Origin of the sequence: Streptomyces sp. NPDC048337, from assembly GCF_043201175.1 — a bacterium.
In the GTDB taxonomy this organism is placed as follows: Bacteria; Actinomycetota; Actinomycetes; order Streptomycetales; family Streptomycetaceae; genus Streptomyces.
Map to the genome: position 1 here is coordinate 250,372 of NZ_JBICYR010000007.1, position 14,970 is coordinate 265,341.

The following is a 14,970-nucleotide window of genomic DNA, read 5'->3' on the forward strand; positions in this document are numbered from 1 at the left end:
GCGCGGTCGGCGCGCGGTTGTCAGACCCCCCGCCTAGCGTGGATCCGTACCGTCGGCGTAGACAGGACACAGGAGTCGATCATGACCGATTTCCCGGAAGGCGCTCCCTGCTGGGTGGACGCGATGTTCAAGGACGTGGAGGGGGCCAAGAGCTTCTACTCCGAGGTCCTGGGCTGGACCTTCGGCGAGGCGGCGAGCGAGTTCGGCAACTACACGCAGGCCTACTCCGGCGGCAAGGCGGTCGCCGCGGTGGTGCCGCCGATGCCGGGGGCCGACGCCCCGTCGCAGTGGTGTCTCTACCTCGCCTCCCCCGACGTGGCGGCGACCGCGGAGAAGATCAAGGCGGCCGGCGGCGAGCTGCTGATGGAACCGATGCAGGTCGGAACCTTCGGCTCGATGGCGATCGCCAAGGAGCCGAGCGGCGCGGTCTTCGGCGTCTGGCAGCCGGGGGACCACAAGGGCTTCGAGAAGCTCGGGGAATCGGGCTCGTACGCGTGGGCCGAGTTCTTCAGCCGGGACGTGCAGAAGGTGGACGCCTTCCTGCCCCAGGTCTTCCCGTACGCCACCCAGCAGATGGACATGGGTGACAGTCCGGAGGCGGAGGGCATGGACTACAAGATCTACAGCCTGGGCGGCAAGGAGAACCCGGTGCTGGGCCGGATGAACATGGGCTCCGACTTCCCGCCCGAGATCCCCTCCTACATCCAGGTCTTCTTCGGCGTGGACAACTGCGACGAGGCGGTCGCCAAGGCCAAGAAGCTCGGCGGAACCCTCCACTTCGGGCCGATGGACAGCCCGTTCGGCCGCTTCGCCGCGATGACCGACCAGCAGGGCGCGGCCTTCGCGGTCATCGACATGTCGACCACGGTCGGGGAGATGCCGACCTTCGGCTGAGCCACTGTTGCGTGTGGTGCCGCGTGCCCCTGCCGGGAGTTCCACGGCAGGGGCACGGGCGTCTGGGGGGCGACCCCGCTCAGCGCAGGCCGTAGTAATAGACCGCGTGGGCGGGGTGGTCGAGCAGCGGCGCGTGCCAGAAGGGAGTCGCCACCAGGGTGTATCCGAACGGCGGCAGCGGGAAGGACGTGGGCGCCGCTGCGGCCTGGGCGGGGGCGCAGGCGAGCAGGGCGGTACCGAAGGCGAGCGCCGCGGCGGCGGCGATGTTCTTGATCATGGCTGGAGGAATAGCGCCCGCCCATGACCACACGCCAGTTCCGGTTACCCCTGATCACCCGTATGCCTCAGCCGATTCACCGCAGAATCGATCGTCCATCCCCTGCCGGTCCGTCCGTCCGGTCAGATCACCTGAGCTGGGGGGCGGTCAGGCGCCAGTTCTGCGCCTTGGCCCCGTTGCAGTCGGTGACGACGGTGGGCTCCTGGTCCGCGGCCTTGGTCAGGCACTGGCCCTCCTCCCGGAGGTTCTCGAAGACCGTCTTGGAGCCGTGGCGGTTGACGTACCAGTGCTGGGCGAGGTTCTTCCTCTCGCACGGCTGGGTGAGGACCGCGCCGTGCGAGGTGGGGGCGGTGGCACAGGCGCCGGTCCTGGCCTTGATCTGGAAGGTGTCGTCGGTCATGTCGATGAGCTCCCACTGCTGGTTGAGCCCGTCGTGGCGGTAGTGCGACAGGGCGTAGCCCCGGCCGTCGTCGAGCACTTGGTCCGGGTTGAGGTCGCTGACGATCACGTTGAAGACGGCCGCCGAGGCCCCGGCCGGCCCGGCGTGTGCGACGGGGACGGCGAGGAAGGGCAGGGCGAGTGCGGCGACACCGGCTGCGACCAGGGACGCACGTGCGAACTGCATGCTGAGCTCCTTGTCGTTGGGGGCTGACGGGTCAGTCCATCGGCATTTGCGATGCGACCCATGTGCAGGTTTCTCCGGCCCGCAGAACCGAGAAACGGAATCCCCGGCCCCGAGCAATGCACACTCCGGCGCACCCCGGCGGGCTCCGGTGTGATGGCGCACTGACCTGCGAGAACGGCGCACGCGCGGGCGCGAGGGGCGCACCTGTGACACCGACTGCGGTCAGCTGAGCCGGAACGCGCCCTTCGCGTCGGTGCAGTCGGCGCACCGGCCTGGGGCCGGGCTTCTGAAGGCTCGGTCGCACGTGTCGCAGGTCTGGAAGGGATCCGGAGGCACGAAGGCGGCTCTCCGGAACAGGGGTTCGAGTTCCGGCGGCAGTTGGGCCGCGAGGCGGTGGGCGATCAGCCCCGCCGGGTTCCGGACCGGATCCGGGACCCTCGCCGTCAGCACGGCGGTCACCGCATCGAACGTCGCGCCGCGGTCCAGCCAGGCCTCGACGCCGCCGGCGAGCCGCTCGATGTCCCGCTCGCCGAGCAGCAGTCGGGGATCGGTCCGGCGCAGCCCACCGAGCAGGGCGACGGCGGCCCGACGGCCGGGGGACGGCGGCGCGGGCGGACCGGGCGGACCGGCGGGCCAGGGCTCCGGTACGGGCTCCGGTTCCGGCTCCGGTGCGGGCTCCGCTACGGGCTCGGGCGCAGGGGGCTCGGACTGCGGAGGTGGCGGCGGAGGAGAGGCCGGGCGGCCCTCGGTGGCGGCCTTGGGGTGGTTGTAGGACACCGTACGGGTGACAATCCGCCCGTCGGGGAGCTGCTCCTTGATCCGCCTCAGGTAGCCGTGCGCCTCCAGCTCCCGCAGGGCGGAGGCGATCCGGGCCTCCCCCTCGGGGAGCCGCCTGGCCAGGTCCTTGATGCCGATCCGCGTGCCGGGCGGCAGCGACTGGATGTATCCGCCCAGGCCGCGGGCGGTCAGCGTCAGCCGGGGGTTCTGGAGCAGGTGGTTCCCGATCACGGTGTACCGGGTCGTGTGCCGGACGTTCGAGTGATGAACGCCGTACGGCGTGCGCGAGGGCGCGCTAGTCTGCTGGGGAGCCATAGGGAAGTTGGGTTTCCTGGTTGGTTAGGCCCTCGCCCGGGATTGCCGTCCCGACGGGGGCCGTCTCATGTCTGGGGTTGTCGCGGCGAGCATATGCCCCGCAACGGGTCGGAAATCCAGCCCAGTTGGCGCCTTTCACCCGTGCGAGTGAGGCTTGGCCCGGCGGGGAGGCTGGTGGGGTTGGGCGGGGTTCTTTCCCCCGTTACTGCGAAGCAAAAGAAGCGTACGGTCCCGCCGGGTCGCGGTTTTCCGGGACCCGGCAGGGGCATGAAGGCACGGCGTTCCTGACGGCATCAGCGGGCCGCACGGGTGGTTCCGGTTGGCGGATGCGAGGGGCTGAACGCACGTCAGCGCGAAGGCTCGTACGGTCGATCTCGTGCGGTTCTTTCCCGGCCGCACGAAGTGTCTACGTAAGAGGTCGAACCACCCATGAGCCTGAGCATCCGCAACCAGATCGCCGGGACCGTCACCGCCGTCACCTCTGGTGAGGCCATGACGACGGTCAAGGTCCGACTGGAGGGCGGCCAGGAGATCACCGCCGCCATCACCACCGACGCCGCCAAGGACCTCGGCATCTCCACGGGTTCCTCGGTCAAGGCGCTGGTCAAGGCCACCGAGGTGGCCCTGGCGACCGGTCCCGTCGAGGGGCTGTCCATCCGCAACCAGATCGCCGGCACCGTCGTCGACGTTGCCGCCGGTCCGGCCATGGCCTCCGTCAAGGTGGACGTGAACGGCGGCGGCCTCACCGCCGCGATCACCGCCGACGCCGTCGAGGCCCTTGGCCTGACCGCCGGTTCCTCCGTCGTCGCGCTGATCAAGTCGACCGAGGTTTCCCTCCAGGCCGCGTAAGGCCCACGGGCTCACTCGATGAAGACGCTGCGGCCGTGCGCGATGGTGACCTCGCCGGGCACGATCGGATGCACCACGTGCCCGTCGCAGGACGGGCCCGACCACACCCAGGCCACCTCGTCCGTGAAGTTGGCGACCTCCGACGGGGCGAAGTCGCCCAGCGGGTAGCAGCCGCTCGGATCCGGGTTCGGAGCACGATCGATGAAGAGGATCCCCTGCGCCGCCTGGGCCGTGCCCGGGGTCGCCAGGGCCAGGGTCGCGGCCGCCGCGCACGCCCCGAGGAGCCTTGCCGTACGTCGCATAGCCATCGCCATCATTCGCCTACCTCTTTCGCCGTCACCGTGCGTGACCGATTGCTGTCGCTCAAGGTATGCTCGCGATTACGTTCCGTGATGCGGCGCATGGTGGTGAAAGAGGGGCGCATGGATCTTCAGGAGGCGGTCGACGCGCTCGTCGGGTCCGGCGCCGAGAGCGGGCTCCAGGTGGCCGCGTACCGGAACGGCCGGCCGCTCGTCGAGGCGTACGCGGGCGTCCCCGGGCCCGGGGCACTGATCCACGGCTTCTCCACCGGCAAGGGCTGCACGGCGACCCTGGTGCACGTCCTCGCGGAGCGCGGGCTGCTGGACTACGAGGCTCCGGTCGTGCGGTACTGGCCGGAGTTCGGGGCGCACGGCAAGGCGGCGATCACCCTCCGGCACGCCCTGACGCACACGGCCGCCGTTCCCCAGCTCCCCCGCTCACTCACGGTCGCCGAGCTGTGCGACTGGGACACCATGTGCGGGATCGTCGCCGGGGCGCGGCCGCTGTGGGAGCCGGGTTCCGCGAGCGGGTACCACGGCTGGACCTTCGGCTGGATCCTCGGGGAGGTGGTGCGCCGGGTCACCGGGCTGACCCCCGGGCAGGCGCTGCGCGCGTACGTCGCCGAGCCGCTCGGGATCGCCGACGAGCTGTACTTCGGGCTGCCGGAGTCCGAACTGCCCCGGGTCGTCCCGCTGGTGGAGGGCGACTGGGAGGCCTACCTGACGGGCCTCCCGTACGGCGCGGCCTTCACCCGCCTCGTGGCGCCGAACCGGGGCGTGTGGACCACCGCCACCCTCGCCAACCGCCCCGCCTACCTGAGGGCCGACCTGCCCGCCTGCGGCACCATGACCGCCCGCGCCGCCGCCCGGATGTACGCGGCGCTGCTGGGCGAGGTCGACGGGGTCCGGCTGCTCCCGCCCGGGCGGCTCGCGCAGGCCGCGGCGATCGCGGTGGAGGGCCGGGACCGGATGCTGATGCGGCACCACGCGAAGGGGCTCGGCTACTTCCTGGCCCTGCCCGAGATGGGCGGTGAGCCGACCGCCTTCGGCCACCACGGCAGCGGCGGCAGCATCGCCTTCGCCGACCGGGAGCGCGGCCTGTCCTTCGCCCTCGCCCGCACCCGCCTGGTCGAGCCGGCCAATCCGACCACCCGGCTGCTGGCCGAGGCCGTGCGCGCGGGAACGGGCCGGGCCTAGACCCCGGCCAGTGCCGGGACGAGCAGCGAGCCGAACCACACGTGCGTGACCGCGCTGACGTACCGCGCCCCGCACCGGTCCGCCGGCACCACCAGCTGGCTGCCCGCCTCGTCCAGGTCCACCCCGTCCAGCCGGGTGGCCAGCAGGACCGGGCTGTTGCCGAAGTCGGCGTCCAGTTCGGCCCACGAGAGGACGGAGTGGTGGCCGTCGCCGCCGCTGATCGCCAGCAGGAAGCGGCTGCGGTCCTTCCGGCGGCGGACGTCGAACACCGGGCCCGCGTCCGAGACGACCTCGCGCAGCAACGGGCCCTCGAAGACGTGGTGTTGCGGCCCGTTCGTCGCGCAGTCGAAGGTGACCGCGGCCCGGTGCTGTTCCCATTCCCGCAGGTCGGCGACGCTCAGGGTCGCGGGATGGTGCAGATCTCCGTGGAGGATGAGTTTGGCCATGGGTATCTCATGCCCGGGACCCGCCATTCCGGAACCTCATCTGCAAGGTTGAGGGGTTACTCCAACTGGCACCTGTGCACACTTCAGGCGTTTCCTCCTTGCATCTTCTGCCACACCACATCGCGTGTCACCGGCAGCTCCGTGAAGCGGACCCCCGTCGCGTCCCGCAGCGCGTTGGCGAAGGCCGGGGCCACCGGGTTGAAGGGGCTCTCGGACATGGACTTGGCGCCGAGCGGGCCGATCGCGTCCGAGGTCTCCATGAAGTGCACCTCCGTGCGCGGGACGTCCGCGTACTGCGGGAGCCGGTAGCGGCGGAACGCGGCCGTGGTCACCTCCCCGCGCTCGTCCACCCGTACGGTCTCGAAGAGGGTCGCGCCCAGCGCCTGGGCCACGCCGCCTTCGACCTGGCCGCGGCACTGCATCGGGTTCATGACCTTGCCCGCGTCCGCCGCGTGCACGCTGCGCAGGATCTTCATCTCGCCGGTGTCCGGGTCGACGGCGATACGGAACCACTGGGCGTTGAAGGCGACCGAGCGCGGGGAGCCGCCCCAGTGGCCGTCCGCCGAGACCTCCTCCAGCCTGCCCTTGTCGTAAGCCGCCTCGTACAGCTCCTTGAGCGTGACGGTCCGGCCCGCGCAGTCGAAGGCCTCGGCCTCCAGCTTGCACAAGTGCCGGGCCACGCCCGTGTGGTGTGCCGCGAAGGTCTGGAGGCGTTCCGCGAGGGAGCCCGCCGCCAGCATCACGGCCTTGCCCGCCACCACCGTGCCGGCCGAGCCGAAGGCGCCGGTGTCGTGGCGGACGACGTCCGTGTCCGACTGGCGGATCGTGATCCGGTCCACCGTGGTGTTCAGCGCGCCCGCCGTGATCTGCTTGTGGACGGTGGTCGTTCCGTTGCCGAACTCCGCCGTGCCGACCGCGATGTCATACGTACCGTCCCGCAGCAGGCTGACCTTGGCGTCGGCGAAGTGGCCGCCCGGCGGGCCGGTCGCGATCATCGCGACCGCCGCGCCCGTCCCGGTGAGCCAGCCCTCGGGGACGTCCTCGTGGCTGCGGTCCTCGGCGATGGCCTTGCGGACGACGTCCATGCACTGCTTCATGCCGTACGAGGCGATGAAGAGGTCCTCTTCGTGGCCGATCGGGGTGACCATGTGGTCGCCGGCGCCTATGACGTTCTTCTCGCGCAGCACGAGCGGGTCCATGCCGAGCCGGACGGCGAGTTCGTCCATCACCGATTCGAGGGCGAAGAGGACCTGGCCGAGGCCGTAGCCGCGGAAGGCGCCCGCGGGGACGGTGTTGGTGTAGACGGAGTACGCCTCCACCTCCTTGTTCGGCGCCTTGTAGACGGCGAAGGACTCGCCGGCGCTGTGGAACATCACCGCCGGGCCGTGGTTGCCGTAGGCGCCGGTGTTGGCCACGATGCGGATGCGCAGTGCGGTGAGGGTGCCGTCCTTCTTGGCCCCGATCTTGATGGTGATCTTGAAGGGGTGGCGGGTGGTGGCCCCGTAGAACTGCTCGGCCCTGGTGAATTCGAGTTTCACCGGCCGCCGCAGCTTCAGGGCGGCGAGGACCACGATGTCCTCGGTCAGCATCTCCTGTTTGCCGCCGAACCCGCCGCCCACGCGGCCCGCGACGACGCGGACCTCGTCCTCGTTCAGGTCGTACAGGGCGCACAGCGCCCGCCGCGTCAGGAACGGCGCCTGGGTGGAGGAGCGGACGGTGATGCGCTCGCCGTCGCCGTCCTCCTTGGGCTCGAAGTACGCGACGCTGCCATGGGTCTCCAGGCTGGCGTGCTGTACGCGCTGGGTCCGGAAGGTCTCCTCGTGGACGACGTCCGCCTGCGCGTACCCCTCCTCCATGTTCCCGATCGTGCCGTGCACCTCGCCGCACACGTTGTTCTCGGCGCGGAAGATCCCCGATTCGGGGCCCTTGGGGTGGATGACGGGGGCGCCCGGGAGCATGGCCTCCTCCGGGTCGATCACGTACGGGAGTTCCTCGTACGTGACGACCACGCGGCGGCAGCCCTCCTCCGCGGCCTGCTCGCTGTCGGCGACGACGGCCGCCACGCGCTGGCCGACGAAGCGGACCACGTCGTCCAGGACGCGGGTGTCCATCGGGTCTTCGGTGGGGTGCTCGTGCCGGGCGCTCGAATAGAGGGTGGCCGGGGCGTCGTGGTGGGTGAAGACGGCCTGCACGCCCGGGACCTGGAGGGCGTCGGTGGTGTCGATGGAGACGATGCGGGCGTGCGGGTGCGGGGAGCGCAGCAGCTTCATGTGCAGCAGCCCGGGCACCTCGACGTCGAAGGTGTAGCGGGCGGTGCCGGTGACGACGAGGGGGCCGGCGGGGGCGCCCAGGGACTTGCCGACGGCCTGCCCGGCCTCGGGGCTCTCGGTGTGCTTGACGCCGCGCACGGCGTCCTCAATGGCGCGGTAGCCCGTACAGCGGCAGATGTTGCCCTTGAAGGCGCGCGGGAGGTCGTCGAGCTTGCCGTCGTCGTGGGCGGTGCCCTGCTCGGCCTGGAGGGCGGAGGTGGTCATCAGGAAGCCGGCCGTGCAGAAGCCGCACTGGAAGCCCTGGGCGTCGAGGAACTGCTGCTGGGCCGGGTGGAGTTCGCCGCCCTCCCTGGCGAGGCCCTCGACGGTGGTGACGGAGCGGCCCTCGGCGCGGACGGCCGGGTACAGGCAGCTGTGCACCGGCTGCCCGTCGACGTGGACCGTGCAGGCCCCGCAGTCGCCCTGGTCGCAGCCCTTCTTCACGCCGAACCAGCCGCGTTCGCGCAGGTAGGTGCGCAGACACTGGCCGGCCCGGGGCTCGTCCTCGAACCGCTGCTTGTTGATCTCGATCTCGTAGCTCATCGGGAACCTTCCGGGGCAGTGAGCTCGCGGCGGATCTCCTCGGCCAGGCGCAGGGCCATGTGGCGCCGCCAGGCGGGCAGTCCGTGGATGTCGTCGAACCACTCGTCGGGGCGGACGGTGTCGTCGATCGCCGTACGCACCTCGGCGGCGGTGGGCGGCAGGGCGAACCAGAAGCGGAACGGGCGGGTCGTGGCGGCCGTGACGGTCAGGGCGAAGGAGCCGTCCTGGGGGTCGGCGGTGCCGATGACCAGGGCTCCGGAACGGCCCAGTCCGTAGAGGGAGGCCTGTCGGAAGGCCGTACGGCACTCCAGGGAGCGGGCCGGGACGCGGACCGAGCGCAGCAGGTCGCCCTCCCGCAGGTCCTTGACGCCCGCGCCTTTGATGAAGTCGGTGACGGGCATCCGGCGGGTGGCGCCGTCCTGGCCCTGGAGGAGGACGGTGCCGTCGAGGCCCGCGGAGAGGGAGATGACCGGGCCGGCGGGCAGGCCGTTGCAGAGGTTGCCGCCCACCGTCGCCATGTTCCAGATCTTGAAGCTGGCCAGGAAGGCCCGGCAGCACTGCTCGAAGAGCGGGGCGGCGGTGGCGGGCAGGGTCCGCCCGAACCGCGACAGCTCGGTGATGGTGCAGGTGGCGGCGATGTCGAGGGAGCCGTCGGGCTGCCAGGACAGCGGCGGCCAGCCCATCCGGGAGAGGTCGACGAGGCGGCGGATGTGCGGCTGCGGCTCGGAGAAGAGGTACGTGCCGCCGCCGAGCCAGGCGTCGCCGGGGCGCCAGGGTTCGCGGCGGCGCGCGTCGCGCACGTCGAGCACCGTGTTGAGATCCAATTCGCGCCACCGGCCTCTCCGTACGGACGTGTTTCCGTCAGTGAAGCAACGGGGGCGGGGCCGAAACGACTGGTCCCGGACATGGAAACCGGGCCGCGTCGGACGGGTTTCCCTGGAGGATCAACCAAGAGCCTATAGGGGCTCTTGCCTTGCATTTACGATGGCCTTTCTCGTATTCACCTGGCGAATGTGGGTGGTAGCCCACCGCAAGGAGCCTGCCATGCACGTCCTCGACCTGCTCCACACCGACAATCTCGGCCTCACCCTGCTCTGGGGCGAGGAGACCCTTCTCGGCCAGGACATCAGCGGGGTCACCGCCACCGACCTGGAGGACCCGGGGCGCTTCCTGGGCCCCGGCGAACTGGTCCTCAGCGGGCTGGTCTGGTGGGCGGAGGGTGAGGCGGCGGAGGTGAAGGCGGAACGGTTCGTCGCCGCCCTCGCCGAAGCCGGGGCCACCGCGCTGCTGGCCGGTGAGGAGACCCACGGACGGGTCCCCGACGAGCTGGTCGCCGCCTGCCGAGCCCACCGGGTGCCGATCGTGGCCGTCCCCGCACGGACCAGCTTCCGCGCCGTCACCGAGGCGGTGTACCTGCGGCACTGGGGGGACCTGAGCCGCCGCCCGGCCAGGATCTTCGCCCTTCCCGAGAACGTGCGCGGCGAGCTCAGCCGCCTCCTGGAGGGCGGCTCGGGACCGGCCGAACTGCTGGACCGGGCCTGCGCCCACCTGGGCCGGGTGAGCGGCTACGTGCTCACCGCGAGCGGCCGCACCGTCGCCCGTACGCCCTCCGCCCCCGCCCTCGCGCCCCGGCGGGCGGTCTCCGCGCCCGCGCGGGGCGGGGTCTCGCTGCGCATCGAGGCCGAGGGCTCCCCGTACGACGCATGGCAGCTGCACCTCCCGGACGCGGACGCGGCGCCTCCGCGGGTGCTCCACGAGATCGCCGAGGTCCTCGCCCAGTACCGCGACGGCCAGGCGCGGCGGGCGGCCGGGGCGCGGGAGGCGGGGCAGGAGCTGATCGCCCTGCTGGAGGGGGCGGGACCGGCCGACCCCACGGCGCTGGAGGAGGCGCTGGGCGCGGCCGGGCGCTCGCCGCGACCTCGGGGGACGCCCTGGAGGAGGCGCTGGCGCACCTGGAGGGGGTCCCGTACGCGGTCGGGCGCTCGGCGGCCGTCCTGTACGGGGACCCGGGCGCGGCGCCCGACGTGGCGGCCCGGCTGCGCGAGGTGTGGCCGCTGCTCCAGGCGTGCGTCGGCCCGGAGGCCGATCTGCGGTTGGGCGCGGGCGCGGTGGCCCCGTCGGCCGAGGCGCTACGCGCGTCGCTCAGCCAGGCCCGGTTCGCCCTGACGGCGGCGGACGGGGAGGGCCCCGTACGCGGGGTCGAAGAGCTGGACACCTTCGCCGAGCTGCTGGCGGGGGTGCCCTCGGAGGTGCGGGCGGAGTTCCGGACGCAGATCCTGGGGGCGCTCGGGGACGGGATGCTGCGGGAGACCCTGGAGGTCTTCCTGGCGAACAACTGCTCCTGGGCGCGCACGGCGGAGGCCCTGCACCTGCACGTGAACACCGTGCACTACCGGATCGAGCGGGTGGAGGTCCTGACGGGCCGGGACCTCTCGCGGCTGGACCACAAGCTGGACCTGTACGCGGCGCTGCGCTGCGCGTAAGCCCCTGTTCCGGTTACCCGAGGTCGACGTGGACCTCGGTGGACTTCACGCGCGCCGTGACGGTCACCCCGACCGCGATGCCGAGCTCCTCGACCGACTCGCGCGTCACCAGGGACACCACGCGGTGCGGTCCGGACTGGATCTCGACCTGGGCCGCCACGTCGTCGAGCCGCACGCCGGTGACGATCCCGGCGAAGGAGTTCCGTACGGAGGTCGCGGGGGCGTTCGAGGGCACCGGGTGGAGTCCGGCGGCCCGCTCCCGGGCGAGGGCGGCGAGGGCCGTGCCGTCGACGGTCCGCGTTCCGTCGGGGGCGCGGTGCGCGGGCAGCCGCCCCGCGTCGGCCCAGCGGCGGACGGTCTCGGGGCTCACACACAGCAGGTCGGCGGCCTGGCCGATGGAGTACGACGGCACGCCCGCAGCTTAGGCGGCGGGAGCTCCGCCGTGGGAGTTGCGAACGCTGTACGCATCGGCGTACGTTGTTCTCCGCGAAGCGAACACTGTACGCAGACGGTGTTCGGATCTTCGGACATCCGGACATCCGGACATTCGGACAGGGGAAGGAACCGCCATGGACGAGGCTCGCAATCCGCGACGCTGGCTCATCCTGATCGTGCTCTGCCTCAGCACCCTGGTGCTGGTCGTCGACAACATGGTCCTGACCGTGTCGATCCCGCCGATCGCGCAGGACCTGGGCGCCGGCGCCGAGGCCATCCAGTGGATCATCGAGTCGTACATCCTGGTCTTCGCCGGACTGCTCCTCACGGCGGGCAGCCTCTCCGACCGCTTCGGCCGCCGCCGTGTGATGATCATCGGACTGGCCCTCTTCGGGCTCGCCTCGCTCCTCGCGGCCTACGCCGAATCCCCCGCCCAACTCATCGCGGGCCGTGTGGTCATGGGCATCGGCGGCGCTCTGGTGATGCCGAGCACGCTCTCGATCCTGATCACCGTCTTCGACGAGGAGGAGCGCCGCAAGGCCATCTCCGCCTGGGGCGCGGTGGCCGTGCTCGGCCTCGTCGGCGGCCCGGGCCTGGGCGGCGTGCTCATCGCCCACTTCTGGTGGGGCGCCGTCTTCCTGATGAACGTGCCGATCGCCCTGCTCGCCATCGTCGCCGCGCTCATCCTGATGCCGGAGTCCAAGGGACCCTGGCGCAAGCCCGACTTCGCCGGCATGGCCCTGTCCGTCACCGGCATGACCGCCCTGATCTGGACGATCATCACCCTCCCGAAGGACGGCCTGACCGCCCCCGGCACGCTCGCCTCGCTCGCCGTCGCGGTCGTGGCCCTCACCGCCTTCGTGGTCCACGAGTTCCGCAGCGACTCCCCGATGGTGCCGCTCGCCCTCTTCCGCGACCGGATGTTCAGCGGAGCCAGCTTCTCCCTCGTCCTGCTGACCTTCGCCAACGGCGGCCTGATGCTGGTCCTGACCCAGTACCTCCAGTTCGTCGGCGGCTACACCCCCACCGAGACAGGCCTCTCCTTCACCCCGCTCGCCGTCGCCACCCTGCTCTTCAACGGCCTCGGGGCCACCCTCGGCAAGAAGATCGGCAACCGGGTCATGACCGCCATCGGCCTCGTGGTGATCGCCTCCGGCTTCGCCGTCCTGACCACCCTGGAGGCGGGCGACGGCTTCGCGCCGCTGGCCACCGCCATGGTGCTGATGGGCATCGGCAGCGGGCTCGCCATGCCGGCCGCCACCGCCGCCCTGATGGGCGCCGTCCCCGAGGAGCACGCGGGCGTCGGCTCCGCCCTCAACGACACCGTCCAGCAGGCCGGCGCCGCCCTCGGCGTGGCGGTACTGGGCGCCGTGCTCTCCACCACCTACGCCGCCGGGATGCCCGACTCGGCCCCGGGGACCGCCCGCCACTCCGTCGCCGCGGCCCTCACCGACCCGGCCCTGGCGGGCGCCGCCCGCGAGGCCTTCACCTCGGCGATGTCGGCGACCTTCACGGCCGCGGCGGCGGGGGTCCTGGCGGCCGCCGCGCTCGCCCTGGTCCTGATGAAGGACCGCGGGCCGGCCGAAGCCCCGGAGCCGGCGGTGGCCGCCGCGCGCTGATCGGCGTACAAGGCAGGAAGAAGCGGGGGAGGCCTTACGGGTCTCCCCCGCTTCCGTGTGCGCGGGCGGCGTCAGCGCCGCAGGAGGACGATCACCGAGCCCCACATCGTCAGCAGGACGTTGCCGAGGGCGTACGGGACCGTCGTGCCGAGGGCCGGGATCTGGCTGCGGGCGCGCTCCGCCAGGGCGCCGAGCGCGGCGGTCGTGGTCTGGGCACCGGCGAGGGCGCCGAGCAGGATCGGCAGCGGCAGCCGCTGCACGAAGTGCCCGTACAGGAAGCCCGCGAGGAGCGGCACCGTGGTCACGACCGCGCCCCAGAGCAACAGCGGCCAGCCGGCTTCGCGCAGGCCGGGGACGAAGCTGGGGCCCGCGTTCAGGCCGACGATGGCGACGAAGACGCAGAGGCCGAGCGTCCCCATGAGCCACTGCGCCGCCGAGGGAAGGTTCCCGTACGTCGGGTACTTGCTCCGGATCCATCCGAAGACCAGCCCCATCAGCAGGGCCCCCGTCGAGGTCGACAGCGACAGCGGCGCCCCGGCCGCGTGCAGGGCGGGAATGCCCAGGCAGCCGCCGAGGAAGAGCCCGAGCGCGATCCACACCATGTCGGTGGCGAAACTGGTCGGCACCGGTTTCCCCAGCTCCGCGGCGGCGGCGTCGACGCGGCGGCGAGGCCCCCGTCAGGACCAGGGTGTCGCCGCGCTCGACGGTGTTGTCCAGGCGGACCCGCAGGTCGGAGCCGCCCCGCCAATGGCCCTCGATGAACACGCCCGGCATGAACTCCTCGTGGCGCAGGGTGCGGATGGTGCGCCGGTCGCGCCCGTCGTCCGGGTCCCGGCTGCGGCCCGTGACCACCACGTGCAGGGACTCGGCGCGGTAGCCGAGCAGTTCGCTGTCGTCCGTCTCCATGCCGATGTGGCTGCGCGCGTCGTACGCGACGAGGTCGCCGCGGACCGCGCTGATCGCCAGGGTGTCGCCGAGCTCGATCCGGGTGGCGGGGTCGTGTTCGAGGATCTCGCCCGCGCGGCGCAGGCGGGTGATGTAGAGGCGCCGGCCGGCCGCCTTCTGGTCGGCCTCGAACTCCCCGATCGTGCGGCCCGCGAACCGCGGCACGTCCACGTCGTACGCGCGCAGTACGTGCTTGTAGTAGCCCTCCCCGGCGTCCGGGTCCTCCTCTGCGGCCTCCAGGTCGGCGGCGAGCACGGCGCTCTCCTCGGCCAGGTCCTTGCCGACGAGGCGGGGGAGCACCCCGGCGAGCAGCAGCGCGGGCAGGACCGTACCGAAGGGGTACGTGACGGCGTACGCGACGGCGACGAGGTGGGACTGGTCCTGCGCCTCGGCGGGCCCGAGCCCGGGGAGGTGGGAGATGGCGTCGGAGGCCACGCCGATGACGGCGGACTGCGTGAGCCCGCCGCCGAGCAGCCCGGCGGAGAGCCCGGGGCCGTAGCCAGCGAAGGAGGCGAGGGCCGAGGCGGTGAGGAGCCCGGTCACGCAGACGATCGCGGCGAGGACCACCTGGGGGAGGCCGTCCTTGCGCAGGGCGCGGAAGAACTGCGGGCCGACGTCGTAGCCGAGGGCGAAGAGGAACATCAGGAAGAAGACGGACTTGATCGGCCCGTCGATCTCCACCTTGGCCTGGGAGCCGATGACGAGCCCGGCGACGAGGCAGCCGGTGACCGCGCCGAGGGCGAGCGAGCGGTGGCGGAGCCGGCCGAGCAGGAAGCCGGCGGCGATGGTCAGGAAGATCAGCAGCTCGGGGTAGGGCCGGAAGACGTTCGCCCTGAACCACTCCATCCGCCTACCCGCTTCCCCGCTTCCCCACTTCCACGGCAGCCACCTGCGAAAACGCTAAGGGGAAGCGTGCGGCCCCGCATGCGGGAGGAGCGCGGGGAGGGGGATATAGGG

At 71.9% G+C, this 14,970-nt stretch carries 14 protein-coding genes and 1 pseudogene; 6 read left to right on the top strand and 9 right to left on the bottom strand.

Translation table 11 applies throughout. The features are described 5' to 3' along the window. The first annotated feature begins 81 nt into the window (after positions 1 to 81). The gene (locus ACGFYU_RS14890) at positions 82 to 894 is read left to right on the top strand and encodes a VOC family protein (protein WP_393827682.1); all 813 of its coding nucleotides are present in this window, start codon (positions 82 to 84) and stop codon (positions 892 to 894) included. Positions 895 to 973: 79 nt separating this feature from the next. On the opposite strand, the gene ACGFYU_RS14895 is transcribed toward ACGFYU_RS14890, so the two are convergent. The 3 genes from ACGFYU_RS14895 to ACGFYU_RS14905 all read right to left on the bottom strand — a co-directional run bounded on the left by ACGFYU_RS14895 (position 974) and on the right by ACGFYU_RS14905 (position 2,804). After that, positions 974 to 1,171 carry a hypothetical protein gene (locus ACGFYU_RS14895; RefSeq protein ID WP_393827683.1) on the bottom strand — a complete coding sequence of 66 codons (198 nt, stop codon included), beginning with the start codon at positions 1,169 to 1,171 and terminating at the stop codon, positions 974 to 976. A gap of 127 nt (positions 1,172 to 1,298) precedes the next feature. Continuing rightward, positions 1,299 to 1,796, bottom strand: a complete 498-nt coding sequence (locus ACGFYU_RS14900) for an RICIN domain-containing protein (RefSeq protein WP_393827684.1) — start codon at positions 1,794 to 1,796, stop codon at positions 1,299 to 1,301. A 222-nt stretch (positions 1,797 to 2,018) separates the two neighbouring features. Beyond that, positions 2,019 to 2,804: a helix-turn-helix domain-containing protein gene (locus ACGFYU_RS14905; RefSeq protein ID WP_393827685.1), complete on the bottom strand. Its 786-nt coding sequence runs from the start codon at positions 2,802 to 2,804 to the stop codon at positions 2,019 to 2,021. Positions 2,805 to 3,317: 513 nt separating this feature from the next. Between ACGFYU_RS14905 and ACGFYU_RS14910 the strand changes: the two genes are divergently transcribed. After that, complete coding sequence (locus ACGFYU_RS14910) at positions 3,318 to 3,737, top strand: molybdopterin-binding protein (protein WP_393827686.1); 420 nt, start codon at positions 3,318 to 3,320, stop codon at positions 3,735 to 3,737. Positions 3,738 to 3,748: 11 nt separating this feature from the next. On the opposite strand, the gene ACGFYU_RS14915 is transcribed toward ACGFYU_RS14910, so the two are convergent. Then, positions 3,749 to 4,039, bottom strand: a complete 291-nt coding sequence (locus ACGFYU_RS14915) for a hypothetical protein (protein WP_393827687.1) — start codon at positions 4,037 to 4,039, stop codon at positions 3,749 to 3,751. Positions 4,040 to 4,159: 120 nt separating this feature from the next. Here ACGFYU_RS14915 and ACGFYU_RS14920 point away from each other — a divergent pair, with 120 nt between their 5' ends. After that, on the top strand, positions 4,160 to 5,233 hold the full coding sequence (locus tag ACGFYU_RS14920; RefSeq protein ID WP_393827688.1) for a serine hydrolase domain-containing protein: 1,074 nt from the start codon (positions 4,160 to 4,162) through the stop codon (positions 5,231 to 5,233). Here the strand turns inward: ACGFYU_RS14920 and ACGFYU_RS14925 are convergent. From ACGFYU_RS14925 to ACGFYU_RS14935, 3 genes are all read right to left on the bottom strand, one after another. Beyond that, positions 5,230 to 5,679 (bottom strand): molybdopterin-dependent oxidoreductase, encoded by a 450-nt coding sequence (locus ACGFYU_RS14925; protein ID WP_393827689.1) that lies wholly within the window; start codon positions 5,677 to 5,679, stop codon positions 5,230 to 5,232. The two genes, ACGFYU_RS14920 and ACGFYU_RS14925, sit on opposite strands and share 4 nt — an antisense overlap. An 83-nt stretch (positions 5,680 to 5,762) precedes the next feature. After that, the gene (locus ACGFYU_RS14930) at positions 5,763 to 8,531 is read right to left on the bottom strand and encodes a molybdopterin-dependent oxidoreductase (RefSeq protein ID WP_393827690.1); all 2,769 of its coding nucleotides are present in this window, start codon (positions 8,529 to 8,531) and stop codon (positions 5,763 to 5,765) included. Beyond that, entirely contained in the window at positions 8,528 to 9,355 is an 828-nt protein-coding gene (locus ACGFYU_RS14935) for an FAD binding domain-containing protein (protein ID WP_393827691.1), read from the bottom strand. Before ACGFYU_RS14935 ends, ACGFYU_RS14930 begins: the two co-directional genes overlap by 4 nt. Positions 9,356 to 9,575: 220 nt before the next feature. Here ACGFYU_RS14935 and ACGFYU_RS14940 point away from each other — a divergent pair, with 220 nt between their 5' ends. Together ACGFYU_RS14940 and ACGFYU_RS14945 are read left to right on the top strand one after the other, a co-directional pair. Beyond that, the gene (locus ACGFYU_RS14940; RefSeq protein WP_393827692.1) at positions 9,576 to 10,697 is read left to right on the top strand and encodes a PucR family transcriptional regulator ligand-binding domain-containing protein; all 1,122 of its coding nucleotides are present in this window, start codon (positions 9,576 to 9,578) and stop codon (positions 10,695 to 10,697) included. After that, positions 10,640 to 11,014: a PucR family transcriptional regulator gene (locus ACGFYU_RS14945; RefSeq protein ID WP_393827693.1), complete on the top strand. Its 375-nt coding sequence runs from the start codon at positions 10,640 to 10,642 to the stop codon at positions 11,012 to 11,014. Before ACGFYU_RS14940 ends, ACGFYU_RS14945 begins: the two co-directional genes overlap by 58 nt. A gap of 13 nt (positions 11,015 to 11,027) precedes the next feature. On the opposite strand, the gene ACGFYU_RS14950 is transcribed toward ACGFYU_RS14945, so the two are convergent. Continuing rightward, positions 11,028 to 11,426: a TOBE domain-containing protein gene (locus ACGFYU_RS14950; RefSeq protein WP_393827694.1), complete on the bottom strand. Its 399-nt coding sequence runs from the start codon at positions 11,424 to 11,426 to the stop codon at positions 11,028 to 11,030. Between the two features lie 157 nt (positions 11,427 to 11,583). Here ACGFYU_RS14950 and ACGFYU_RS14955 point away from each other — a divergent pair, with 157 nt between their 5' ends. Beyond that, the gene (locus ACGFYU_RS14955; RefSeq protein WP_393827695.1) at positions 11,584 to 13,068 is read left to right on the top strand and encodes an MFS transporter; all 1,485 of its coding nucleotides are present in this window, start codon (positions 11,584 to 11,586) and stop codon (positions 13,066 to 13,068) included. A 71-nt stretch (positions 13,069 to 13,139) separates the two neighbouring features. Here the strand turns inward: ACGFYU_RS14955 and ACGFYU_RS14960 are convergent. Beyond that, positions 13,140 to 14,859: pseudogene (locus tag ACGFYU_RS14960) on the bottom strand (aspartate-alanine antiporter). Positions 14,860 to 14,970 lie beyond the last annotated feature (111 nt).